The sequence below is a fragment of the Kosakonia sp. Marseille-Q7440 genome, assembly GCF_965119485.1.
Genome location: NZ_CBCPLT010000001.1, coordinates 1399681 through 1425078 on the forward strand (window position 1 = coordinate 1399681; position 25398 = coordinate 1425078).

The 25398-nt window shown below is 55.9% G+C and carries 17 protein-coding genes; 13 read left to right on the plus strand and 4 right to left on the minus strand.

Annotated features, from left to right (window positions below):
• Positions 1 to 31: 31 nt before the first annotated feature.
• From ACWPW2_RS06385 to ACWPW2_RS06405, 5 genes are all read left to right on the plus strand, one after another.
• Complete coding sequence (locus tag ACWPW2_RS06385; protein WP_454121922.1) at positions 32 to 4174, plus strand: DNA translocase FtsK 4TM domain-containing protein; 4143 nt, start codon at positions 32 to 34, stop codon at positions 4172 to 4174.
• A gap of 117 nt (positions 4175 to 4291) precedes the next feature.
• On the plus strand, positions 4292 to 4903 hold the full coding sequence (gene lolA, locus ACWPW2_RS06390) for an outer membrane lipoprotein chaperone LolA (RefSeq protein WP_454121923.1): 612 nt from the start codon (positions 4292 to 4294) through the stop codon (positions 4901 to 4903).
• A gap of 9 nt (positions 4904 to 4912) precedes the next feature.
• Positions 4913 to 6256: a replication-associated recombination protein RarA gene (gene rarA, locus ACWPW2_RS06395; RefSeq protein ID WP_023481842.1), complete on the plus strand. Its 1344-nt coding sequence runs from the start codon at positions 4913 to 4915 to the stop codon at positions 6254 to 6256.
• 92 nt (positions 6257 to 6348) lie between these two features.
• Positions 6349 to 7641, plus strand: a complete 1293-nt coding sequence (gene serS / locus ACWPW2_RS06400) for a serine--tRNA ligase (RefSeq protein WP_054803087.1) — start codon at positions 6349 to 6351, stop codon at positions 7639 to 7641.
• A gap of 298 nt (positions 7642 to 7939) precedes the next feature.
• Complete coding sequence (locus ACWPW2_RS06405) at positions 7940 to 9088, plus strand: MFS transporter (RefSeq protein ID WP_454121924.1); 1149 nt, start codon at positions 7940 to 7942, stop codon at positions 9086 to 9088.
• 76 nt (positions 9089 to 9164) lie between these two features.
• On the opposite strand, the gene pflA is transcribed toward ACWPW2_RS06405, so the two are convergent.
• From pflA to ycaO, 4 genes are all read right to left on the minus strand, one after another.
• A complete protein-coding gene (pflA, locus tag ACWPW2_RS06410) occupies positions 9165 to 9905 on the minus strand; it encodes a pyruvate formate lyase 1-activating protein (RefSeq protein ID WP_023481584.1) in 741 nt (246 codons plus the stop codon).
• Positions 9906 to 10097: 192 nt separating this feature from the next.
• On the minus strand, positions 10098 to 12380 hold the full coding sequence (gene pflB, locus ACWPW2_RS06415; protein ID WP_023481517.1) for a formate C-acetyltransferase: 2283 nt from the start codon (positions 12378 to 12380) through the stop codon (positions 10098 to 10100).
• 51 nt (positions 12381 to 12431) lie between these two features.
• Positions 12432 to 13289, minus strand: coding sequence for a formate transporter FocA (gene focA / locus ACWPW2_RS06420; RefSeq protein ID WP_034813933.1), 858 nt, complete (start codon positions 13287 to 13289; stop codon positions 12432 to 12434).
• Positions 13290 to 13694: 405 nt separating this feature from the next.
• The gene (ycaO, locus tag ACWPW2_RS06425; RefSeq protein WP_279791965.1) at positions 13695 to 15455 is read right to left on the minus strand and encodes a 30S ribosomal protein S12 methylthiotransferase accessory factor YcaO; all 1761 of its coding nucleotides are present in this window, start codon (positions 15453 to 15455) and stop codon (positions 13695 to 13697) included.
• Between the two features lie 137 nt (positions 15456 to 15592).
• On the opposite strand from ycaO, the gene ACWPW2_RS06430 reads away from it, so the two are divergent.
• The 8 genes from ACWPW2_RS06430 (at position 15593) to ACWPW2_RS06465 (ending at position 25373) form a co-directional block, all read left to right on the plus strand.
• Positions 15593 to 16285, plus strand: a complete 693-nt coding sequence (locus ACWPW2_RS06430) for a DUF421 domain-containing protein (RefSeq protein ID WP_023481687.1) — start codon at positions 15593 to 15595, stop codon at positions 16283 to 16285.
• A gap of 162 nt (positions 16286 to 16447) precedes the next feature.
• Entirely contained in the window at positions 16448 to 17533 is a 1086-nt protein-coding gene (gene serC, locus ACWPW2_RS06435; protein ID WP_454121925.1) for a 3-phosphoserine/phosphohydroxythreonine transaminase, read from the plus strand.
• A 66-nt stretch (positions 17534 to 17599) separates the two neighbouring features.
• Positions 17600 to 18883 carry a 3-phosphoshikimate 1-carboxyvinyltransferase gene (aroA, locus tag ACWPW2_RS06440; protein ID WP_454121926.1) on the plus strand — a complete coding sequence of 428 codons (1284 nt, stop codon included), beginning with the start codon at positions 17600 to 17602 and terminating at the stop codon, positions 18881 to 18883.
• 134 nt (positions 18884 to 19017) lie between these two features.
• On the plus strand, positions 19018 to 19785 hold the full coding sequence (gene loiP, locus ACWPW2_RS06445) for a metalloprotease LoiP (protein ID WP_023481474.1): 768 nt from the start codon (positions 19018 to 19020) through the stop codon (positions 19783 to 19785).
• 163 nt (positions 19786 to 19948) lie between these two features.
• Complete coding sequence (cmk, locus tag ACWPW2_RS06450; RefSeq protein ID WP_023481374.1) at positions 19949 to 20632, plus strand: (d)CMP kinase; 684 nt, start codon at positions 19949 to 19951, stop codon at positions 20630 to 20632.
• A 121-nt stretch (positions 20633 to 20753) separates the two neighbouring features.
• The gene (gene rpsA, locus ACWPW2_RS06455; protein ID WP_023481457.1) at positions 20754 to 22427 is read left to right on the plus strand and encodes a 30S ribosomal protein S1; all 1674 of its coding nucleotides are present in this window, start codon (positions 20754 to 20756) and stop codon (positions 22425 to 22427) included.
• A gap of 179 nt (positions 22428 to 22606) precedes the next feature.
• Complete coding sequence (gene ihfB / locus ACWPW2_RS06460) at positions 22607 to 22891, plus strand: integration host factor subunit beta (RefSeq protein ID WP_007374142.1); 285 nt, start codon at positions 22607 to 22609, stop codon at positions 22889 to 22891.
• A 217-nt stretch (positions 22892 to 23108) separates the two neighbouring features.
• Positions 23109 to 25373 (plus strand): ComEC family protein, encoded by a 2265-nt coding sequence (locus ACWPW2_RS06465; protein WP_454121929.1) that lies wholly within the window; start codon positions 23109 to 23111, stop codon positions 25371 to 25373.
• Positions 25374 to 25398 lie beyond the last annotated feature (25 nt).

Consider the following 25398-nt stretch of genomic DNA (forward strand, 5'->3'; position numbering starts at 1 on the left):
GTTTTAGCATCAAGGACCTGGAGAGCCTGTCTTGAGCCAGGAATACACCGAAGACAAAGAAGTCACTTTTAACAAGCTAAGCAGCGGACGCCGACTCCTCGAAGCGTTGCTGATCCTCGTTTCCCTTTCTGCCATCTGGCTGATGGCGGCGCTTCTCAGCTTTAACCCATCCGATCCAAGCTGGTCGCAGACCGCATGGCATGAGCCGATCCACAATCTTGGCGGCGTGCCCGGCGCATGGCTGGCGGATACCCTGTTTTTCATCTTTGGCATTATGGCCTACACCATTCCGGTCATTATTATCGGCGGCTGTTGGTTTGCCTGGCGTCATCGCGCCACTGAAGATTACATCGACTATTTCGCCGTCTCGCTACGCCTGATTGGCGCGCTGGCGCTGATCCTCACCTCCTGCGGGCTGGCGGCGATCAACGCGGATGATATCTGGTATTTCGCCTCGGGCGGCGTGATCGGCAGCCTGCTCAGCACCACGCTGCAGCCGTTGCTGCGCAGCAGCGGCGGAACGCTTGCGCTGCTCTGCATCTGGGCCGCCGGGCTGACGCTCTTTACCGGCTGGTCATGGGTCACCATCGCTGAAAAAATTGGCAGCGTTATTCTCAATATTCTCACCTTTGCCACCAACCGCACCCGTCGCGATGACACATGGGTTGATGATGAAGAGTATGAAGAAGAGGATGAGTATGACGAGGACGAGGCAAGCGATGCGCCTCGCGAATCCCGCCGCGCCCGCATTCTGCGCGGTGCGCTGGCGCGCCGTAAACGCATTGCTGAGAAGTTCGCCAACCCGATGGGGCGCAAAACCGACGAAGCGCTCTTCTCCGGCAAGCGGATGGATGATGACGAGGAGATCGCCTACAGCGCGCGCGGTGTGCCTGCGCAGCCAGACGATGTGCTCTTCTCGGGACATCGCGCGACGGAAGTTGAGCAGGAGTACGATCCGCTGCTTAATGGTCGCAGCGTGACTGAACCCGTTGCGGCGGCTGCCGTTGCGACAACCGTTGCTGCGCAAAGCTTCGCTGCGCCGACGGAGCCGGTTATGCAAACGCCGCAGCCCGCTGAATGGCAGCATGCGCAGCAGGCACCAGGCTATCCTAATCAACAGGCCGCCTATCAGCCCCCTGTGCACCCCGAACAACAGGCCGCTTATCAGGCGCCAATGCATGGCGATCCGCAGGCCGGTTATCAACCGCCGATGCACCCCGATCAACAAGCTGTATATCAAGCACCGATGCAGGGTGATTCCCCGGCCGCTTATCAGCAGCCAGCGCATTATGACGAAACGGCTGCTTACCAGCCGCAGGCCGTTCCAGAGTGGCAGCAGCCAATCGCGGAAGAGCCGTGGACGCCAGATGCGCCGGTAACGCCGCAGCCGCAGCAGGAAGAGGTCTACTGGCAGCCGCAGCCTGCTGCCCAGCAGTGGCAGCCTGAACCGCAAATCGCCCCCGCGCCGGATCCGGTTATTGAACCTGAACCTGCCGTGGAAGAGACGAAGCATACCCGTCCGCCGCTCTACTACTTTGAAGAAGTGGAAGAGAAACGTGCGCGTGAGCGTGAGCAGCTGGCCGCCTGGTATCAGCCTATTCCGGAGCCTGCCGAGCCAGAGCCGGTAGCCCGACCAGCCGCGCCGTCGATGCCTGCTCCACCTGCTGTGGATCCGGCCATTGCGCCTGCGGCTGAGAGCGTTCTGCCCACTGCCGCTCAGGCTGCTTCAACTGCCGCTGCAGCAGCAGCCAGCGCGCCGGTGTTTGGTCTCGCCGGTGGCGCGCCGCGCCCGCAGGTAAAAGAGGGCATTGGCCCGCAGCTGCCGCGTCCTAACCGCGTGCGGGTGCCGACGCGTCGTGAGCTGGCCTCCTATGGCATTAAACTGCCTTCGCAGCGCATGGCTGAAGAGCGCGCGCGCGAAGATGAGGTGCGTCAGCCAGATCAACATCTCTCTGATGATGATGCTGATATGCTCCAGCAAAACGAGCTGGCGCGTCAGTTCGCCGCCACGCAGCACGATCGCTACGGTGAAGAGTATCAGCATGAAACGCCGCAGTTTGACGCTCCTCAGCCTGAGTTTAATGAAGCCGAAGCTGAAGAGGCGGAGCTGGCTCGCCAGTTCGCCGCATCTCAGCAGCAGCGCTACGGCGGTGAGCAGCAGGCCTATACGCCGGAAGATGCCGACGTCTCGCCGATGAACACGGCCCCTGTTGAGCGCGCAACCGCACCGCTGTTCACGCCGCAGCCACAAGCCGCTGCACAGCCTCAGTACCAGCAGCCTGCCCAGCAGCCGCAGCAGCACTATCAGCAGCCTGCCGCGCAGCCGGTTCAGCCGCCTGCCTATGGTCAGCCTGCCCAGCAGCCGCAGCAGCACTATCAACAGCCTGCCGCACAGCCGGTTCAACCGCCTGCCTATGGTCAACCTGCCCAGCAGCCGCAGCAGCACTATCAGCAGCCCGCCGCGCAGCCGGTTCAGCCGCCTGCCTATGGCCAGCCTGCCCAGCAGCCGCAGCAGCACTATCAGCAGCCCGCCGCGCAGCCGGTGCAGCCGCCTGCCTATGGTCAGCCCGTTCAGCAGCCGCAACAGCATTATCAGCAGCCGCAGCAGCAATCTGCTCCTCAGCCGCAGGAGAGCCTGATCCATCCGCTGTTGATGCGTAACGGCGACAGCCGTCCGGTGCAGAAACCGACCACGCCGCTGCCGTCGCTCGATCTGTTAACGCAGCCGCCAGCGGAAGTGGAGCCGGTGGATACCTTCGCGCTTGAGCAGATGGCGCGGCTGGTTGAAGCTCGCCTGGCGGACTTCCGTATTAAAGCGGACGTGGTGAACTACTCGCCGGGTCCGGTAATCACCCGCTTTGAGCTAAACCTCGCGCCTGGCGTGAAAGCGGCGCGAATCTCCAACCTGTCACGCGACCTGGCGCGTTCGCTCTCGACCGTTGCGGTGCGCGTGGTGGAAGTGATCCCGGGTAAACCTTACGTTGGCCTCGAGTTGCCGAACAAGAAGCGCCAGACCGTCTACCTGCGTGAAGTGCTGGACTGCGTGAAGTTCCGCGAAAGCCCGTCGCCGCTCACCGTGGTGCTGGGTAAAGATATCGCCGGCGATCCGGTGATTGCCGATCTCGCGAAGATGCCGCACCTGCTGGTCGCAGGTACCACCGGTTCCGGTAAGTCGGTCGGCGTGAACGCCATGATCCTCAGCATGCTCTACAAAGCGACGCCGGAAGATGTACGTTTCATCATGATCGACCCGAAAATGCTTGAGCTGTCGGTCTATGAAGGCATTCCGCATCTGTTGACCGAAGTGGTCACCGACATGAAAGACGCCGCCAATGCGCTGCGCTGGAGTGTCAATGAGATGGAGCGCCGCTACAAGCTGATGTCTGCGCTGGGCGTGCGTAACCTCGCGGGCTACAACGAGAAGATCGCCGAAGCCGCGCGGATGGGGCGTCCGATCCCGGATCCCTACTGGAAGCCGGGCGACAGCATGGCAACCGAACATCCGGTGCTGGAAAAACTGCCGTACATCGTGGTGATGGTCGATGAGTTTGCCGATCTGATGATGACGGTTGGTAAAAAGGTGGAAGAGCTGATTGCCCGCCTGGCGCAGAAAGCGCGTGCGGCCGGTATTCACCTGGTGCTGGCTACTCAGCGCCCCTCAGTGGATGTGATCACCGGCCTGATTAAAGCCAACATCCCGACCCGTATCGCCTTTACCGTATCGAGCAAGATCGACTCCCGTACCATCCTCGATCAGGGTGGCGCAGAATCGCTGCTCGGCATGGGGGATATGCTTTACTCCGGCCCGAACTCAACCTCTGCCCCGGTGCGTGTCCATGGCGCGTTTGTCCGCGATCAGGAAGTTCACGCCGTGGTGCAGGACTGGAAAGCGCGCGGGCGTCCGCAATACGTTGACGGCATCACCTCCGACAGCGAAAGCGAAGGCGGCGGCGGTGGTTTTGACGGCGGCGAAGAGCTGGATCCACTGTTCGACCAGGCCGTTAACTTTGTCACCGAAAAGCGCAAAGCCTCGATCTCCGGCGTGCAGCGTCAGTTCCGCATCGGCTACAACCGTGCGGCGCGCATTATTGAACAGATGGAAGCGCAGGGGATCGTCAGCGAGCAGGGGCACAACGGTAACCGTGAAGTGCTGGCTCCGCCGCCGTTTGAGTGATGCAAAGTTAGGTAAATACTGCAAATTCAGTTTTTTCTTCTGTCACTCTGGCGTTTCGCTTTCTAGAGTGACAGAAGGATTCTCCCACGTCGGGAGTGACGTATCAGAGGAATGACAATGAAAAAAATCGCCATGGTTTGTGCACTGATGGGCTCCTTAGTGGTCAGCAATGTCTGGGCTGACGCGGCAAGCGATCTGAAAAGCCGCCTCGATAAAGTTAGCAGCTTCCACGCCAGCTTTACCCAGAAAGTGACCGACGGCAGCGGCGCTGCGGTACAGGAAGGCCAGGGTGATTTGTGGGTTAAACGCCCGAACCTGTTTAACTGGCATATGACCCAGCCGGACGAGAGCGTACTGGTTTCCGACGGCAAAACGCTGTGGTTCTACAACCCGTTTGTTGAACAGGCGACGGCAACCTGGCTGAAAGATGCTACCAGCAACACGCCGTTTATGCTGATTGCCCGTAACCAGAGCAGCGACTGGCAGCAGTACAACATTGCGCAGAAGGGCGATGATTTTGTTCTGACGCCAAAAAGCAGCAACGGTAACCTGAAACAGTTCACTATTAACGTCGGCCGCGACGGCACCATCCATCAGTTCAGCGCCATCGAACAGGATGACCAGCGCAGCAGCTACCAGCTGAAAGCGCAGCAGAACGGCGCTGTCGATGCATCGAAATTCACCTTTACCCCGCCGCAGGGCGTAACGGTTGACGATCAACGCAAGTAAGAGGCGTGCATGAGTAACATGTCGCTCGATTTTTCCGAGAACACGTTTCAACCTCTGGCCGCGCGTATGCGGCCAGAAAATTTAGCGCAGTACATTGGTCAGCAGCACCTGCTGGCTCCGGGCAAACCCCTGCCGCGCGCCATCGAAGCCGGTCATCTGCACTCGATGATCCTCTGGGGACCGCCGGGCACCGGCAAAACCACGCTGGCGGAAGTGATTGCGCGCTATGCCGATGCTGATGTCGAGCGCATCTCTGCGGTCACCTCCGGCGTTAAAGAGATCCGTGAAGCTATAGAGCGCGCCCGCCAGAATCGCAATGCCGGACGCCGCACCATTCTGTTTGTCGATGAAGTCCACCGTTTCAACAAGAGCCAGCAGGATGCTTTTCTGCCGCATATTGAAGATGGCACCATCACCTTTATCGGCGCGACCACCGAAAATCCATCGTTTGAACTCAACTCTGCACTGCTTTCCCGTGCGCGCGTTTACCTGCTCAAATCGCTCACCACAGAGGATATTGAACAGGTATTGACGCAGGCGATGGAAGATAAAGCGCGCGGCTACGGCGGCCAGGATATCGTTTTGCCGGACGAAACCCGGCTGGCGATTGCCGAGCTGGTAGGCGGCGATGCGCGCCGTGCGCTCAACACGCTTGAGATGATGGCGGACATGGCCGAGCTCGATAAGAGCGGCAAGCGTGTGCTCAACCCTGAGTTGCTTACCGAGATTGCCGGTGAGCGTAGCGCGCGCTTTGATAATAAAGGCGACCGTTTTTACGATCTCATCTCCGCGCTGCACAAATCGGTGCGCGGAAGCGCGCCGGACGCTGCGCTCTACTGGTATGCGCGCATTATCTCGGCTGGCGGCGATCCGCTCTATGTTGCACGCCGCTGCCTGGCAATCGCTTCCGAAGATGTCGGCAATGCCGATCCGCGCGCTATGCAGGTCGCTATCTCAGCCTGGGACTGCTTTACCCGCGTTGGCCCGGCTGAAGGAGAGCGCGCCATTGCGCAGGCGATTGTCTACCTGGCCTGTGCACCGAAAAGTAACGCCGTCTATAAAGCTTTCAAGGCTGCGATGGCCGATGCGCGACAGCGCCCCGATTATGATGTGCCGCCGCATCTGCGCAACGCACCGACCAAATTGATGAAGGAGATGGGTTACGGGCAGGAGTATCGCTATGCCCACGATGAGCCCAATGCCTTTGCCGCCGGGGAGGAGTATTTCCCGCAGGAAATGGCAGAAACGCGCTACTATCAGCCGACGAACAGAGGTCTTGAAGGCAAGATTGGCGAAAAGCTCGCCTGGCTCGCTGAACAGGATCATAAAAGCCCTATAAAACGCTACCGCTAGTGCGGGCGTTGCGGTAAGGTTACGGCTCATACCCTCGATCGCACTCTGCGGTCGGGTTCCTTTTATTTCAATTCGATAAGCACAGGAAAAGCATGCTCGATCCCAATCTGCTGCGTACCGAGCCAGACGCAGTCGCTGAAAAACTGGCACGCCGGGGCTTTAAGCTGGACGTAGAGAAATTACGCGCGCTCGAAGAGCGTCGTAAAGTCCTGCAGGTCAATACTGAAAATCTGCAGGCAGAGCGTAACTCACGATCGAAATCCATCGGCCAGGCGAAAGCACGCGGGGAAGATATCGAGCCATTACGCCTGGAAGTGAACAAGCTGGGTGAAGAGCTGGACGCGGCGAAAGCCGAGCTGGAAACGCTGCTGGCTGAGATCCGCGATATCGCGCTGACCATTCCTAATCTGCCTGATGACAGCGTACCGGTTGGCCGTGACGAGAATGATAACGTTGAAGTCAGCCGCTGGGGCACGCCGCGCCAGTTTGATTTCGAGATCCGCGATCACGTCACCCTCGGTGAAATGCACAGCGGCCTGGATTTCGCCGCTGCGGTGAAGCTGACCGGCTCTCGTTTCGTGGTGATGAAAGGGCAGATCGCCCGTATGCACCGCGCGCTGGCGCAGTTCATGCTCGATCTGCACACTGAGCAGCACGGCTACGCGGAAAACTACGTGCCGTACCTGGTTAACCACGACACCCTGTACGGGACCGGCCAGCTGCCGAAGTTCGCCGGCGACCTGTTCCATACCCGTCCGCTGGAAGAGGAGTCCGACAGCAGCAACTACGCGCTGATCCCGACTGCGGAAGTGCCGCTGACCAACCTCGTGCGCGATGAAATTATCGATGAAGAGAGTCTGCCGATCAAAATGACCGCGCATACACCGTGCTTCCGCTCTGAAGCGGGATCTTATGGTCGTGACACGCGCGGTCTGATCCGTATGCACCAGTTTGATAAAGTCGAACTGGTTCAGGTGGTTCGCCCGGAAGATTCCATGGCGGCTCTGGAAGAGATTACCGGGCATGCAGAGAAAGTGCTGCAGCTGCTCGGTCTGCCTTACCGCAAAGTGCTGCTCTGTACCGGCGATATGGGCTTTGGCGCCTGCAAAACCTACGATCTCGAAGTGTGGGTTCCGGCGCAGGGCACCTACCGCGAAATTTCCTCCTGCTCCAACGTCTGGGATTTCCAGGCGCGCCGCATGCAGGCACGCTGCCGCAGCAAGTCCGACAAGAAAACCCGTCTGGTGCATACCCTGAACGGCTCTGGTCTGGCAGTGGGGCGTACGCTGGTTGCGGTGCTGGAAAACTACCAGCAGGCTGATGGCCGCATTGAGGTGCCGGAAGTACTGCGCCCTTATATGAACGGGCTGGAGTACATCGGTTAATCTTGCCGATACAGCACATTTTAAAAGCGCCTGCGGGCGCTTTTTTTATTGAGTTTTTCGTGCGTCTCAACCATTAATCTTCATGAATTTTTTCAACTGAAATATTGGCGCTGCTTATTAATTAATGATGCTTTATCAGGGAGATATAACGCGGCGATACGCGCTAAGTGGCAAAGAGGATAAGTTTTACAAATCGTAGTCGATAAAAAGCGCTCGCTGGCGAAAAACAGTGGATTGACAATGTTTTTGCCGGTGGCATGATGCGCACGCAATCTGAACTTCCTCACGGTTTTAACCCATGACCACCTATACCCGGCCAGTGCTTTTATTGCTCTGTGGCCTGATGCTGTTGACCCTGGCTATCGCGACGCTGAACACGCTCGTGCCCCTTTGGCTCGCCCATGAAAATCTGCCTACCTGGCAGGTCGGCATGGTTGGCTCCTCCTATTTCACCGGCAACCTGCTGGGCACATTACTGACCGGTCGACTGATCCGCCAGATGGGCTTTAACCGCAGCTACTACATCGCGTCGCTGATTTTCGCCGCAGGCTGCGTCGGGTTAGGGCTGATGGTGGGTTTCTGGAGCTGGATGATTTGGCGTTTTATCGCCGGCGTCGGCTGCGCCATGATTTGGGTGGTGGTGGAGAGCGCGCTGATGTCCAGCGGCACCTCTCAAAACCGTGGTCGCCTGCTGGCGGCCTATATGATGGTTTACTATATCGGCACCGTGCTTGGCCAACTGATGGTCAGCAAACTGCCAACCGAGTTGATGAGCGTGCTGCCGTGGGTTACCGGTATGGTGCTGGCGGCAATGCTGCCGCTGCTCTTTACGCGTATCGTTAATCAGCACAGCGAAGAGCAGGTGGCCTCTTCTATCTGGCCGATGCTGCGTCTGCGTCAGGCGCGCCTTGGCGTTAATGGGTGCATTATCTCCGGGATTATTCTCGGCTCGCTCTATGGTCTGATGCCGCTCTATCTGTCACACCAGGGCGTCAGCGACTCCGGCATTGGTTTCTGGATGGCGCTGATGGTCAGCGCCGGGATTATCGGTCAGTGGCCGATTGGCCGCATCGCCGACCGCTTTGGTCGCTTACTGGTGCTCCGCGTGCAGGTTTTTGTGGTGATCATCGGCTGCTTCGGCATGCTGAGCAACGCGGCGATGGCACCGGCGCTTTTTGCGCTGGGCACGGCAGGCTTTACTCTCTACCCGGTGGCAATGGCCTGGGCCTGTGAAAAAGTTGAACACCATCAGCTGGTGGCAATGAATCAGGCGCTGCTGCTGAGCTATACCATCGGCAGCCTGCTCGGACCAACGCTCACTTCTATGCTGATGCAGAGCTACTCTGACAGCCTGCTGTTTGTGATGATTGCTGGCGTATCGCTGGTCTACCTGGTGATGCTGATGCGCAAAGCGGGCCACCACCCGACGCCGGTGGCACACGCCTGACGGTTCTCCGGCTCATCCGGCAGACAACAAAAAAGCCACAACATAACGTTGTGGCTTTTTTTATTTGCTTTGCGGCTCAGTACATCACTTTATGGCCATACTGCTCGAGGATCCCTTTCACGCGCTCCATGGTCTCTTTCTTCGGCGGGTGAATGCCATCCAGCTTATACTCTTCGCCCATCGCCACCCATTTGTGTTTGCCAAGCTCGTGGTAGGGCAGCAGTTCGATTTTCTCGACGTTGCCCATGTCGCGGGTAAACTCGCCGAGACGGTGCGCGGAGTCGTCATCATCTGACCAGCCCGGCACGACGACGTAGCGGATCCAGACCTTAATCCCTTTCTTCGCCAGATACTGGGCGAACTCCAGCGTGCGATGGTTGGAGACGCCGACCAGATTCTGGTGGATCTCATCATTCATCTGTTTCAGATCGAGCATCACCAGATCGGTGACCTCCAGCAGTTCATCGATCACCGGATCGTAGCGGCGAACAAAGCCGTTGGTATCAAGGCAGGTGTGAATACCCTCTTTTTTACAGGCGCGGAACCAGTCACGGACGAACTCCGCCTGCAAAATCGCTTCGCCGCCCGAGGCGGTCACGCCGCCGCCGGAAGCATTCATAAAGTGGCGATAGGCCACCACGTCTTTCATCAGCTCTTCAACGGTGATCTCTTTACCGCCATGGGTATCCCAGGTATCACGGTTATGGCAGTAGAGGCAGCGCATCAGGCAGCCCTGAAAGAAGGTAATAAAGCGGATGCCCGGGCCGTCGACCGTACCGCAGGATTCGAAGGAGTGTATGCGACCAATAGCTGACATTGCGGTGTTTTCTCCAGATGTGGCCCATCCGGGGCCTGTGTCTGTGCAGTTTCATTCCTTCTGCACTAAGTCTGTTTTGGCAGGCATCCGGTAAACAGATGGCTGACGAAGCAGGCTGTGGTTGTGAAAAAGGCCCCACAGACGTGGAGCCTTTAGTGTACGCTTTTTACAAGCTTCTTTCAGCCAATACCATTACATGGTCTGGGTGAAAGTACGGGTAATCACGTCCTGCTGCTGCTCTTTAGTCAGGGAGTTAAAGCGTACAGCGTAACCGGAAACGCGGATGGTCAGCTGCGGATATTTCTCCGGATTTTCCATCGCGTCGAGCAGCATTTCGCGGTTCATAACGTTGACGTTGAGGTGCTGACCACCTTCGATTGAGGCTTCATGGTGGAAGTAACCATCCATCAGGCCTGCTAGGTTAGTTTTACGCACTTCATCATCTTTACCCAGCGCGTTTGGCACGATAGAGAAGGTATAAGAGATACCATCTTTCGCGTAGGCAAACGGCAGTTTTGCAACGGAGGTCAGAGAGGCAACAGCACCTTTCTGGTCACGGCCGTGCATCGGGTTAGCACCCGGTCCAAACGGTGCACCAGCGCGACGACCATCCGGGGTGTTACCGGTTTTCTTACCATACACAACGTTAGAGGTGATGGTCAGAACCGACTGAGTCGGGATCGCGTTGCGGTAGGTGGTCAGTTTCTGAATTTTCTTCATGAAACGTTCTACCAGGTCAACCGCCATGTCATCGACGCGTGCGTCGTTGTTACCAAACTGCGGGTATTCGCCTTCGATTTCGAAGTCGATAGCCAGACCGTCTTCGTCACGAATCGGTTTAACTTTCGCATATTTGATAGCAGACAGGGAGTCAGCTGCAACCGACAGGCCAGCGATACCGCAAGCCATGGTGCGTACCACGTCACGATCGTGCAGCGCCATCAGAGAGGCTTCGTAGCTGTACTTGTCGTGCATGTAGTGGATAACGTTCAGGGCGGTGACGTACTGTTTAGCCAGCCAGTCCATAAAGTGATCCATACGTTCCATCACTTCGTCGAACTTCAGCAGGTCGCCTTTGATAGGTTCAGATTTCGGACCTACCTGCATTTTCAGTTTTTCATCCACGCCGCCGTTAATAGCGTAAAGCATGGTTTTCGCCAGGTTTGCACGGGCACCGAAGAACTGCATCTGTTTGCCAACAACCATCGGGCTTACGCAGCAGGCAATCGCGTAGTCATCGTTGTTGAAGTCCGGACGCATCAGGTCATCGTTCTCATACTGCAGAGAAGAGGTGTCGATGGAGACTTTAGCAGCGAATTTTTTGAAGTTCAGCGGCAGTTTTTCAGACCACAGAACGGTGATGTTCGGCTCCGGAGACGGCCCCATGGTGTAAAGGGTGTTCAGGAAGCGGAAGCTGTTTTTGGAAACCAGCGTACGGCCATCAACGCCCATACCGCCAATAGATTCAGTTGCCCAAATCGGGTCGCCAGAGAAGAGTTCATCATACTCAGGAGTACGCAGGAAGCGGACCATACGCAATTTCATGACCAGGTGGTCAATCATTTCCTGTGCGTCCTGCTCGGTGATTTTGCCCGCTTTCAGGTCACGTTCAATGTAAACGTCCAGGAAGGTGGAGACGCGACCGAAGGACATCGCAGCGCCGTTCTGAGACTTAACCGCAGCCAGGTAGCCGAAGTAGGTCCACTGAATTGCTTCCTGAGCAGTAGTTGCCGGACCGGAGATATCACAGCCATATTTTGCTGCCATCTCTTTGATCTGACCCAGCGCGCGGTGCTGTTCAGCAATCTCTTCGCGCAGACGGATAGTCGCTTCCAGGTTTACGCCGTTTTCCAGGTCAGACTGCAGAGACTGGAACTGGGCATATTTGTCTTTCATCAGGAAGTCGATACCGTACAGCGCAACGCGACGGTAGTCACCGATGATACGACCACGGCCGTAGGCGTCCGGCAGACCGGTCAGCACGCCAGATTTACGGCAGTTCAGGATGTCTTTGGTGTAAACATCGAATACGCCCTGGTTGTGGGTTTTGCGGTATTCGGTGAAGATTTTTTTCAGCTGCGGATCCAGTTCGCGGTTGTACGCTTTGCAGGAACCTTCAACCATTTTGATGCCGCCAAACGGGATGATCGCGCGTTTCAGCGGTGCTTCGGTCTGCAGACCAACGATCTTCTCAAGCTGCTTGTTGATGTAGCCCGCATCATGAGAGGTGATAGTGGAAGCAACGGAGGTGTCGAAATCAACTGGCGCATGCGTGCGGTTTTCCAGTTTCACGCCTTCCATGACTTTGTCCCACAGCTTGGTGGTCGCGTCGGTCGCGCCCGCCAGGAAGGACTCGTCACCTTCGTACGGAGTGTAGTTTTTCTGGATAAAATCACGTACGTTTACAGCGTTTTGCCATTCACCTTGAGTAAAACCTTCCCAGGCTGCGGCTAATTTTTCGTTAAGTTCGGACATGTAACACCTACCTTCTTAAGTGGATTTTTTATTTACTGCCTGAAACGATCTTTAGTGACGATCGTTGCCACGCAGGTAAATGACCCAGTATGTCAACCCGACCAGTAAGCCTCCACCGATGATGTTCCCGATTGTTACCGGGATCAGGTTATCGGTAATAAAGTTCATTACGGTCAGGTGAGAAAAACTTTCCGGGCTGGAACCTACGGCGGTCCAGAACTCCGGGCTTGCAAAGTTGCGAATCACGATGCCCATCGGGATCATAAACATGTTCGCGATACTGTGCTCAAAACCGCTGGCGACAAACATCGCAACCGGCAGCACCATAATCATTGCTTTATCCATCAGGCTGCGGCCGGAGTAACTCATCCATACCGCCATGCAGACCATCAGGTTCGCGAGGATACCTAACGCCACCGCTTCGACGAAGGTGTGGTGCACCTTGTGGTCGGCGGTCTGCAATACGTTTAAGCCCCAGCCGCCGTTGGCGACCATATATTCGCCGGAGAGCCACATTAATAAGACGAAGAGCAGCGCACCCACCAGGTTACCAACGTAAACGTTGATCCAGTTTCGAGCCAGTTGCCCCCAGGTGATGCGCCCGCTGGCTTTTGCCACAACAATCAGCACCGTGGAGGTAAAGAGGTCGGCGCCGCAGATAATGCAGAGAATCAACCCAAGTGAGAAACAGATGCCGCCGATAAGTTTAGCAATGCCGTAAGGCATCGTTGCTGTACCGGTGGTAGCCGTTATATAGAAAACGAACGCAATGGAGATAAACACACCGGCGGTGATCGCCAGGTAGAAGGTCTTAAGCGGATGTTTAGTCGCTTTATAGACACCAGCCTCTTCGGCCACTTTGGCCATCTCTGCTGGAAGTATAAGATCAAAAGGGTTGTCAGCTTTCACACTAACTCTCTCTTTATTAAGTCGGCGACGAGATACTAACAAAGCATTATAGAAGACAAATTGATATGGATCATATCTCGCCTGGCTTATACGACCGCAAAGCGTATGGTTTTTCTGCTAAAGCGGAGTAACGTGTTGATTATCAAAATAAAAATAAATTTTAAAATTTATAAGAAGCGTTGAATTTTTTTGTGCACTCCTCCGTTAATGGTTAATTAATATGGAGTAATTGCTATTAGAAGTAACAATGTTAACGCTGAAAATATAATTATATTCACCCGCGGTTAACTTAAATATTACATTTAAGATTCATCAGCAAAATATAATAAAAAAGGGGCAATAAAATTGCCCCGTAATATAGCGTAGACTTGCGAATAAGCCTACCGGTTGTAGTGTTATTTATCGTTACTTAGACCAGTAAGCGACTTTCGCACGTTGTAATTTTTCGTAAGCGGCTAACAGCGACTGATGAGCCGGGAATGCCTGCAGGGTGCCGTCGGCAGGCTGCAGATCGTAAAACGACGCTTCACCGCTGAGGGCGGCACTGGCGGCTTCCACGGCCTGTGCGCCATACATGCGCACAAAGGCGTTAAGGTATTGCAGCGGTTGGCGCTCCTCTTCCTGCGCCAGCAGGAGCAGCGTTTGCAGGCAGCGGTAGTAGTTGGCGCGCTCAGGGCTGAAGATTGAGGCGTTAAACTCAATCGTCCACTCGGTCCAGGCCAGTGCCTGATCGAGATCGCCGCCCGCCAGCGCTAGCATCGCTTTCAGCTCGCCAATGCGCAGGGTGTACCAGCCGTTATCTTTGCCCGTTGCCAGACCCAGCAGTTCGCGCACGCGCGTAAAGTCATCGTGACCTTCATCATCCAGTTGAGCGATAAGATCGAGATAGGCCTCTTTATCCCACTCGCTGCCAGGCAGGGAGAGGATGGTTTCGCGCAGGTGCGTACCCATGGTGTTATTCGCCAGCCACAGATCTTCCGCCGGATAGATATCAGACATGCCCGGCACCAGAATACGGCAGGCGTAGACGCCCAGGTGCTCATAATCCGCGATGTAAACCTCTTTATCTTCCTTCTGGAAGATACTCATCAGCGTCGCGAACTCCTCTTCCGTGGTGCCGGCAAAGCTCCAGTCGACAAACGGATAATCGGCATCCTGTTTAAACAGATCCCAGGAGATGAGACCGCTGGAGTCGATAAAGTGAGTTTCAAGGTTGGCGTGTTCTGCCACTTCTTCATCATCGAAGGTCGGCGGGGTAAAGACATCCAGATCTTTCAGACCGCGGCCCTGCAGCAGTTCCGTAACCGTACGCTCCAGCGCTACGCCGAAGTCCGGGTGCGCGCCAAACGAGGCGAAGCAGGTGCCATTCGCCGGGTTGAACAGCACCACGCAAATCACCGGATAGTTGCCGCCCAGCGAGCCGTCGTAGGCAAAGATTGGGAAACCTTCCGCTTCCAGTTTGGCAATCGCTTCGACCACACCCGGATAGCGCGCCAGCACCTCCTGCGGGATCTCCGGCAGGCTGATGCTCTCGGCGATAATGCGGTTTTTAATGTGACGTTCGAAAACTTCAGACAGCCCCTGCACACGCGCTTCATTACGGGTGTTGCCCGCCGACATGCCGTTGGAGACATAGAGGTTGCCGACGATATTCATCGGGATATAGACCGTCTGCTCATCCGACTGGCGGGTAAACGGCAGGGCGCAGATCCCGCGCTCTTCATTACCGGATTGCAGATCAATCAGCATACCGGCGGCCAGTTCGTTTTCCGGATCGTAGTAGGCGCGCAGACGCGCATCGAGAATGCCTTCCGGCAGCGAGTCATCTTCCGGCAGCGGGAACCACTTCTCATTCGGATAGTGGACAAACGGCCCCTGGGCAATGGCGTCGCCAAGCCAGAAGTCAGCAAAGAAGTAGTTGGTGGAGAGACGTTCGAAATATTCGCCGAGCGCGGAGGCCAGCGCCGCTTTTTTCGTGGCGCCTTTACCATTGGTAAAGCAGAGCGCGCACTCTTTATCGCGGATATGCACCGACCAGACGTTTGGCACAGGATTTAGCCAGGAGGCCTCTTCAATATTGAAACCGAGATCGGTCAGTTTCTGCTGAAAGCGGGCGATGGAGTCTTCCAGCGCGGCGTCTTTACCGGGGATAAATGTTTGGGTCATGGCGGTCACTTTTTTCGTACGTAAAGCGCGCAATGATACGGGTTTTACGTGGCAGGCGCTATCGTCCTTCGTGGTGCGGCGAAAATAAAAGTTCTGGCTATGCTTATCAGGAGTAACTCACTGTTAAGGCAATAAAAATGAAAGCGTTTGACCTGCATCGCATGGCGCTCGACAAAGTTCCCCTCGAATTTCTGGGCGAAGTAGCGCTGCGCAGTCTCTACACCTTTGTGCTGGTTTTTCTGTTCCTTAAAATCACCGGTCGACGCGGCGTACGGCAGATGTCGCTGTTTGAAGTGTTGATTATTTTGACTCTCGGTTCGGCGGCGGGTGACGTCGCGTTCTATGATGATGTCCCCATGCTGCCGGTGCTGGTGGTTTTTATTACTCTCGCGCTGCTCTACCGTCTGGTGATGTGGCTGATGTCGCACAGCGAAAAGCTTGAGGATCTGCTGGAGGGTAAGCCGATCGTCATTATTAAAGAGGGCGAGCTGGAGTGGGAGAGGCTGCATAAAGAGAACATGACAGAGTTTGAGTTCTTTATGGAGCTGCGCAACAGCGGCGTCGAACAGCTCGGGCAGGTGCGGCTGGCGATCATGGAGACCAACGGTCAGCTCAGCGTCTATTACTACATTGATGAAGAGGTCAAACCCGGGTTGTGCATTCTGCCAGAGGGGTGCAGCGAGCGTTTTATCACCGTGCCGGAAGCGGGCGATTATGTTTGCGTCCGCTGCAGTAAAATTTCTGCGTTGCAGGCGGGTGAAAAAAAAGCCTGCCCGCGCTGCGCAAATCCGGAATGGTCGAAGGCCAGCAGGGCGATTCGCGTCACATAACAGGGTTTTTATCGGATCTGCTTTCGACTGACAAAACATTCTGCTATGTGATGGGACGCACAACTTTCCCCTGCCTCTGATTACTCGTTGCGGCCTGTGGCGGTGAATGATAAAACCGATGTCACAGGAAAAACGTTTTGCTTTATAGGGTGGTAAGGGGAAATGACGCAGGTTTTCAATTTTAGTTCTGGCCCGGCCGTATTACCGGCGGATGTGCTTAAGCAGGCTCAGCAGGAGTTGTGCGACTGGCAAGGTCTCGGCACGTCGGTGATGGAAATCAGCCACCGTGGCAAAGAGTTTATCCAGGTGGCGGAAGAGGCAGAAAAAGATTTTCGCGATCTGCTCAATATCCCCTCCAACTATAAAGTGCTGTTTTGTCACGGCGGTGGCCGCGGCCAGTTTGCTGGCGTTCCGCTCAATCTGCTGGGTGATAAAACCACCGCGGATTATGTCGATGCCGGTTACTGGGCGGCAAGTGCGGTCAAAGAGGCGAAGAAGTACTGCACGCCAAACGTCATTGATGCCAAAACCACTCTCGACGGCCTGCGCGCGGTTAAACCGATGCGCGACTGGCAGCTGAGCGACAACGCAGCCTATCTGCACTACTGCCCGAACGAAACTATCGACGGCATTGCCATTGACGAAACGCCGGACTTTGGCGATGTAGTAGTGGCAGCGGATTTCTCCTCTACCATTCTTTCTGCTCCGCTTGATGTCAGCCGCTTTGGCGTGATCTACGCCGGTGCGCAGAAAAACATTGGCCCGGCAGGATTAACGCTGGTGATTGTACGTGAAGATCTGCTCGGTAAGGCGCACCAGTCCTGCCCGTCGATTCTTGATTACAGCGTGCTTAACGATAACGATTCAATGTTCAACACCCCGCCGACCTTTGCCTGGTATCTCTCCGGCCTGGTGTTCAAATGGCTGAAGCAGCAGGGCGGCGTGGCGGCGATGGACCGCATCAACCAGCAAAAAGCCGATCTGCTGTATGGCGTGATCGACGGCAGTGATTTCTACCGTAATGATGTGGCGAAGGCCAACCGCTCGCGCATGAACGTGCCTTTCCAGCTGGCTGACAGCTCGCTCGATAAACTCTTCCTCGAAGAGTCCTTCGCAGCTGGTCTGCACGCGCTGAAAGGCCACCGTGTGGTGGGCGGCATGCGTGCTTCTATCTATAACGCCATGCCGCTGGCGGGCGTGCAGGCGCTGACGGACTTTATGGTTGAGTTCGAACGCCGTCACGGTTAATGCAGTAATGACGATCCCCGTAGCCCCGCTGCGGGGTTTTATTTTGTCCGTAGAGAGTGAAGTTTCATGGAATCCCTGACGTTACAACCCATCGCGCGCGTGGATGGCACCATCAATCTGCCTGGTTCAAAGAGTGTTTCAAACCGCGCCTTGCTGCTTGCCGCATTTGCCCGTGGCACTACCGTGCTGACCAACCTGCTGGACAGCGACGATGTACGCCATATGCTCAATGCCCTGACTACGCTGGGGGTTCACTATACGCTGTCAGCCGATCGCACCCGCTGTGAAGTGACCGGCGTGGGCGGCCCGCTGAAGGCGGCAGAAAAAGTTGAGTTATTCCTCGGTAATGCCGGCACGGCAATGCGTCCGCTGGCCGCCGCGCTCTGCCTTGGCGACGGCGATGTGGTGTTGACCGGCGAGCCGCGCATGAAAGAGCGCCCGATTGGCCATCTCGTTGACGCGCTGCGTCAGGGCGGGGCGAAGATCGACTATCTCGAGCAGGAGCACTATCCGCCTCTGCGCCTGCGCGGCGGGTTTAACGGCGGCGAAGTGAGCGTTGATGGCAGCGTCTCCAGCCAGTTCTTAACCGCGCTGCTGATGACCGCGCCGCTGGCACCGCAGGATACGGTGATCACCATCAAAGGCGATCTGGTGTCGAAACCCTATATCGACATTACTCTGCATCTGATGAAAACTTTTGGCGTTGACGTTGATAACCAGCAGTACCAGCGTTTTGTCGTGCGTGGCGGGCAGCACTACCAGTCGCCGGGGCACTACCTGGTTGAGGGCGATGCCTCTTCTGCCTCCTACTTCCTTGCGGCTGCGGCCATTAAAGGAGGAACGGTTAAGGTGACCGGTATTGGCCGTAATAGCGTGCAGGGCGATATTCGTTTCGCCGACGTGCTGGAAAAAATGGGCGCGACCGTAGTCTGGGGCGAAGATTATATTGCCTGTTCGCGCGGCGAGCTGAACGCCATCGATATGGACATGAACCACATTCCCGATGCGGCGATGACCATTGCCACCACGGCGCTCTTCGCGAAAGGCACCACCACGCTGCGTAATATCTACAACTGGCGCGTGAAGGAGACCGATCGCCTCTTCGCCATGGCGACGGAGCTGCGTAAAGTGGGCGCCACGGTGGAGGAGGGCGAAGACTTTATTCGCGTGACGCCGCCAGCCGCGCTGCAGGTTGCAGAGATTGGCACCTATAACGATCACCGCATGGCGATGTGTTTCTCGCTGGTGGCGCTGTCGGATACGCCGGTCACCATTCTCGATCCGAAATGCACGGCGAAAACCTTCCCGGATTACTTCGAGCAGTTAGCGCGTATCAGTACGCTTGCCTGATGTTCTTACCGCCCCGCATCCTCTGCGGGGCGCAATCACCTGCCATTGTTAAGAGGGTGAAAAGCCGCTGCGCTGTGCTACCATTTGCGCGGGACTCTTTCCCTCAATTCAGTTAGTTAATACATGGACTGTCAATGAAAAAAACAATGATTTTTAGCTGCCTCGTAGCAGCAACGCTTGTCTCTGGTTGTAAGAACATGGGTGGTATTGATACGGATGCGCTGACCAAATCCGGTATGTCTGCTTATAAAGCGGCGACGCTGAGCGACGCGGATGTGAAAACGCTTTCTGAGCAGTCATGTGCTGAGATGGACAAGCAAAACACCATCGCGCCTGCATCGAGCACTTACGCGAAGCGTCTGAACAAGATTGCTAAAGCGCTGGGCAACAACATCGATGGCACACCGGTCACTTACAAAGTCTATATGACTAAAGAAGTGAACGCGTGGGCGATGGCGAACGGCTGTATCCGTGTCTATAGCGGTCTGATGGACATGATGACCAACAACGAAGTTGAAGCGGTTCTGGGCCATGAAATGGGCCACGTTGCGCTGGGTCATAGCCGTAAAGCGATGCAAACCGCGTACGCCACACTGGCCGCGCGTGATGCGATCTCCGCCAGCAGCGCGGCAGGTGCACAGCTCTCCCAGTCTCAGCTGGGCGATCTGGGTGAGAACCTGATCAACTCTGCCTTCTCCCGTAGCCAGGAGTCCGCAGCGGATGATTTCTCCTACGATCTGCTGAAAAAACGTAACATCAGCCGTCAGGGTCTGGTCACCAGCTTTGACAAGCTGGCGAAGCTTGATGCCGGTTCTGAGAAATCAATGTTTGATTCTCACCCGCCGTCAGCCGAGCGTGCGAAGCATATCCGCGACCGTATCGCCGCAGATAGCAAGAAGTAAGTTTTATTCCGGGCTGGTGCAAATCAGCCCGTACTCCCGCGCAATTAATCTACACTCAGCCTCATACTCTTCCGTTATTCGCACGCAGCAGTAACTTTCGTGCGCGTTGGCGCGTATAATGCGCGGCGTTATATAACGACATGCCTTGATTAAGGAGAAAAAGATGACGGCAATTGCCCCGGTAATCACCATTGATGGGCCAAGCGGTGCGGGAAAAGGCACGCTTTGCAAGGCAATGGCGGAAGCGTTGCAATGGCATCTGTTAGATTCAGGCGCAATTTATCGTGTGCTGGCGCTGGCCGCACTGCATCATCACGTTGATGTCTCTTCGGAAGATGTACTGGTGCCGCTCGCCGTGCACCTGGATGTGCGTTTTGTCTCAACCGACGGTCATCTGGAAGTGATCCTCGAAGGCGAAGATGTCAGCGGCGAGATTCGTACCCAGGAAGTGGCTAATGCCGCGTCGCAGATTGCCGCGTTCCCGCGCGTGCGTGAGGCGCTGTTACGTCGCCAGCGCGCCTTCCGTGAAGCGCCCGGCCTTATTGCCGATGGCCGCGATATGGGCACGGTGGTTTTCCCCGATGCGCCGGTAAAAATTTTCCTCGACGCCTCGGCGGACGAGCGTGCGCATCGCCGCATGCTACAGTTGCAGGAGAAGGGCTTTAGTGTTAACTTTGAACGCCTTTTGGCTGAGATAAAGGAACGAGACGACCGCGATCGTAATCGTCCTGTTGCACCGCTGGTTCCCGCTGCCGATGCTTTAGTGCTGGATTCTACCCGCTTAAGCATTGAGCAAGTGATTGAAAAAGCGCTACAATATGCCCGCCAAAAGTTGGCTCTCGCATAACATATGCGACCGAATTCGTAGTACCCCCTGCTGCAATGGATTGTGAGCAGGCATGTGAAACAACCCCATCCGGCATGAAGCCAGGTGGACGTTAAATTGAAGAATCCTGAAGATTATCAATATGACTGAATCTTTTGCTCAACTCTTTGAAGAGTCCCTGAAAGAAATCGAAACCCGCCCGGGTTCCATTGTCCGCGGTGTTGTTGTTGCTATCGACAAAGATATCGTACTGGTTGACGCCGGTCTGAAATCTGAGTCCGCCATTCCGGCTGAGCAGTTCAAAAACGCCCAGGGCGAGCTGGAAATCCAGGTTGGTGACGAAGTTGACGTTGCTCTGGATGCAGTAGAAGACGGCTTCGGTGAAACCCTGCTGTCCCGTGAGAAAGCGAAACGTCACGAAGCTTGGATCACGCTGGAAAAAGCTTACGAAGACGCAGAAACTGTTACCGGTGTTATCAACGGCAAAGTCAAGGGCGGCTTCACTGTTGAGCTCAACGGTATTCGTGCGTTCCTGCCGGGTTCCCTGGTAGACGTTCGTCCGGTCCGTGACACTCTGCACCTGGAAGGCAAAGAGCTTGAATTCAAAGTAATCAAGCTTGACCAGAAGCGTAACAACGTTGTTGTTTCCCGTCGTGCGGTTATCGAATCCGAAAACAGCGCAGAGCGCGATCAGCTGCTGGAAAACCTGCAGGAAGGCATGGAAGTTAAAGGTATCGTTAAGAACCTCACTGACTACGGTGCATTCGTTGATCTGGGCGGCGTTGACGGCCTGCTGCATATCACTGATATGGCATGGAAACGCGTTAAGCATCCGAGCGAAATCGTAAACGTTGGCGACGAAATCACTGTTAAAGTGCTGAAGTTCGATCGCGAGCGTACCCGTGTATCCCTGGGCCTGAAACAGCTGGGCGAAGATCCGTGGGTTGCTATCGCTAAACGCTACCCGGAAGGCACCAAGCTGACTGGCCGCGTGACCAACCTGACCGACTACGGCTGCTTCGTTGAAATCGAAGAAGGCGTTGAAGGCCTGGTTCACGTTTCCGAAATGGATTGGACCAACAAAAACATCCACCCGTCCAAAGTTGTTAACGTTGGCGACGTAGTGGAAGTTATGGTTCTGGATATCGACGAAGAACGTCGTCGTATCTCCCTGGGCCTGAAGCAGTGCAAATCCAACCCGTGGCAGCAGTTCGCTGAAACCCACAACAAGGGCGACCGCGTTGAAGGTAAAATCAAGTCTATCACTGACTTTGGTATCTTCATCGGCCTGGACGGCGGTATCGACGGCCTGGTTCACCTGTCTGACATCTCCTGGAACGTTGCAGGCGAAGAAGCAGTTCGTGAATACAAAAAAGGCGACGAAATCGCAGCCGTTGTTCTGCAGGTTGACGCAGAGCGTGAGCGTATCTCCCTGGGCGTTAAACAGCTCGCAGAAGATCCGTTCAACAACTACGTTGCACTGAACAAGAAAGGCGCAATCGTAAACGGTAAAGTCACTGCAGTTGACGCTAAAGGCGCAACCGTAGAACTGGCTGACGGCGTTGAAGGTTACCTGCGCGCTTCTGAAGCTTCCCGTGACCGCGTTGAAGACGCAACTCTGGTTCTGAATGTTGGCGACGATGTTGAAGCTAAATTCACCGGCGTTGACCGTAAAAACCGCGTAGTTAGCCTGTCTGTTCGTGCGAAAGACGAAGCTGACGAGAAAGATGCAATCGCTTCTGTTAACAACAAACAGGAAGAAGGCAACTTCTCTAACGCTATGGCTGAAGCTTTCAAAGCAGCTAAAGGCGAGTAATCAAGTACGCTGTCTCATTTGCGCTGTAGCGCGACGTAAGTCGACCGTTATAGCGCAATTGATGATGAGCAACTTGACAGATTACAAGATTCGTCCTGTAATCAATGACAAAGGGCGGCTACGGCCGCCCTTGTTCAAGCTACTAAGCTAACCTTGCGTTGAAGGAGACCGGAGCAATCATGACCAAGTCAGAATTGATCGAAAGACTTGCAAGCCAGCAATCGCATATTCCGGCTAAAGCTGTTGAAGATGCAGTGAAAGAGATGCTGGAGCATATGGCCTCTACTCTTGCCCAGGGCGAGCGCATTGAGATCCGCGGTTTCGGCAGTTTCTCCCTGCACTATCGTGCACCACGCACCGGGCGTAACCCAAAAACAGGCGATAAAGTGGATCTGGAAGGTAAATACGTTCCGCACTTTAAGCCGGGTAAAGAATTACGTGACCGCGCCAATATTTATGAATAAGCCTTAGCCAACGCTAACGTTTACTCGTCGAAAGAGCACCCATTGGGGTGCTTTTTTCGTTTTTAGCATCGCTAATTTTTTCGGCCTACCTCGCAAAAATATGTCGCTGTAGTGTAACCCTGTAAACACCCCCCGACACGTGCCGCAAGCCGCGGAAAACGCTCCTGACATCGCTATCTCTGCATCTCATACTGCGCCTCATAACACGGAGGTAAGGATGAGACTGACCGCGCTGGCTGCCTGTATTACGCTCGGGATTATGCCGCTTGCCTGGCTGCCGGCACTGCCGGGCATCAGCACACTCTGGTGCGTCATCATTGCTGGATTTCTGCTGGGTTGCCAACGCTACCTCGTATTGCGCTACGCTGGCATGACGCTGCTTTTTTTTGCGTGGGGGATCCTTGCCGCAATGCAGGCTGTTTGGCCGGCCCAGCATCTGCCAGCCGCACATCGGCACATCGAGTTTGAAATTACTCACAGCGATAATGCGACCCGTCACCAGGGGAAAATCCTGCGTCTTGATGGTAAGCGGCTTCTTGCCGCGCCGGGCATTACGCTCTATGGGCAATATCTGCCCGCCCCGGCCTGCGCCGGGCAGCGCTGGGCGATGACCATTCGCGCGCGGGCCGTTCATGGGCAACTGAACGAAGGCGGCTTCGATGCGCAGCGCTACGCGCTGGCCTCGCATCAACCGCTCACCGGTCGCTTTATCGATGCCAGCTTACTGCAATCGCGCTGCAGCTGGCGTGCAGACTATCTTCACTCGCTGAGCGAAGTGCTGGCTGAACGGCAGTGGAAAGCCGTTATTCTTGCGCTCGGTATGGGTGAGCGCACAGCGCTTAGCCCGGAGATAAAGGAGACCTTCCGCCAGACGGGAACCGCGCATTTGATGGCGATTTCCGGCTTACACATCGCGCTGGCTGCGATGCTTGGCTGGCTCTTTGCCAGAGCGGTACAGCTTCTCTTACCTGCGCACTGGATTAACTGGCGTTTTCCACTCTTAACCGGACTGGTTTGCGCGGTCTGCTACGCGTGGCTTACGGGGTTACAACCGCCAGCGCTGCGCACGGCAATATCGCTTTGCGTCTGGGCGCTGCTGCGTCTTTCCGGCAGGCAGTGGTCGCCCTGGCAGGTGTGGATATGCTGCGTGGCCGCGATTGTGTTTATCGATCCGCTTGCGGTGCTCTCCGATAGCCTCTGGCTCTCCGCTTTTGCCGTTGCAGCTTTGCTGTTCTGGTTTCAGTGGTTTCCTGCGCCGCTGAAGATGCGCACGCGGCTCGGGCGAGGCGCGCTAAACCTGCTGCATCTGCAGGTCGGGATGCTGTTGCTTTTACTGCCAATGCAGCTCGCTATCTTTCATGGTCTGAGCCTGAGCGCGCTGGTGGCGAATCTGATTGCCGTCCCGCTGGTGACGTTTGTGACAGTGCCGCTTATTCTGGCCGGGATGCTGCTGCATCTGTCCGGCTCCATGGTTTTTCAGTCGCTCTGCTGGGCGCTGGCGGATATGAGCCTGGAGGCGCTGTTTACGTTTTTACGCGGGCTGCCGTCCGGCTGGGTCAATATTGATACGCGCTGGCAATGGCTCGCCTGGGCGCCGTGGCTGTTACTGGTTGCGCTACGTTTTCGCCTGTGGCGCACGCTGCCTGCTATCTCTCTGGCTTGCCTGACGCTGCTCGCTTATCCCGTCTGGCGCAGCGCGCGGCCTGATAACTGGTCAGTGCATATGCTGGATGTCGGGCAGGGCCTGGCAATAGTGATAGAGCGTCGGGGAAAAGCGCTGTTGTATGACACCGGCACCGCTTGGCCGGGCGGCGACAGTGGCGCACAGTTGATCGCGCCCTGGCTGCGCTGGCATGGGCTGCAGCCGGAGGGAATTATTCTCAGTCACGATCATCTCGATCATCGCGGTGGTCTGGATTCGTTGCTGAAGGTCTGGCCGCAGTTGTGGATCAGAAGTCCTCTAGGCAGGGCAGGGCATGCGCCCTGTTTTCGCGGCGAGCGTTGGCAATGGCAGGGGTTAACCTTTACCGCGCACTGGCCCCTAAAAGAGACGCGTACGCAGGGCAATAACCGCTCCTGCGTGGTGAAAGTCGAGGATGGTCGCTATAGCGTGCTGCTCACCGGAGATATCGAAGGGCAGGGGGAGATGGCGATGCTCAGCCATTACTGGGCGCATTTGCAGGCTACACTGATGCAGGTGCCTCACCACGGAAGCCAGAGCTCTTCGATATTGCCTTTTGTACAGCGTGTCGGTGGCACGGCGGCACTGGCGTCAGCCTCGCGTTATAACGCCTGGCGCTTGCCTTCGGCAAAGGTAAAAAAACGCTACCAGCAGCAGGGCTATCAGTGGTACGACACGCCTCACCAGGGGCAGATTACCGTCTCATTTTCGCCTCAGGGCTGGGAAATCCACAGCTTACGCGATCAACTTTTACCACGTTGGTATCATCAGTGGTTTGGCGTCCCCCAAGATAACGGGTAGAATATGCGGCTATTTCAACAAGTGC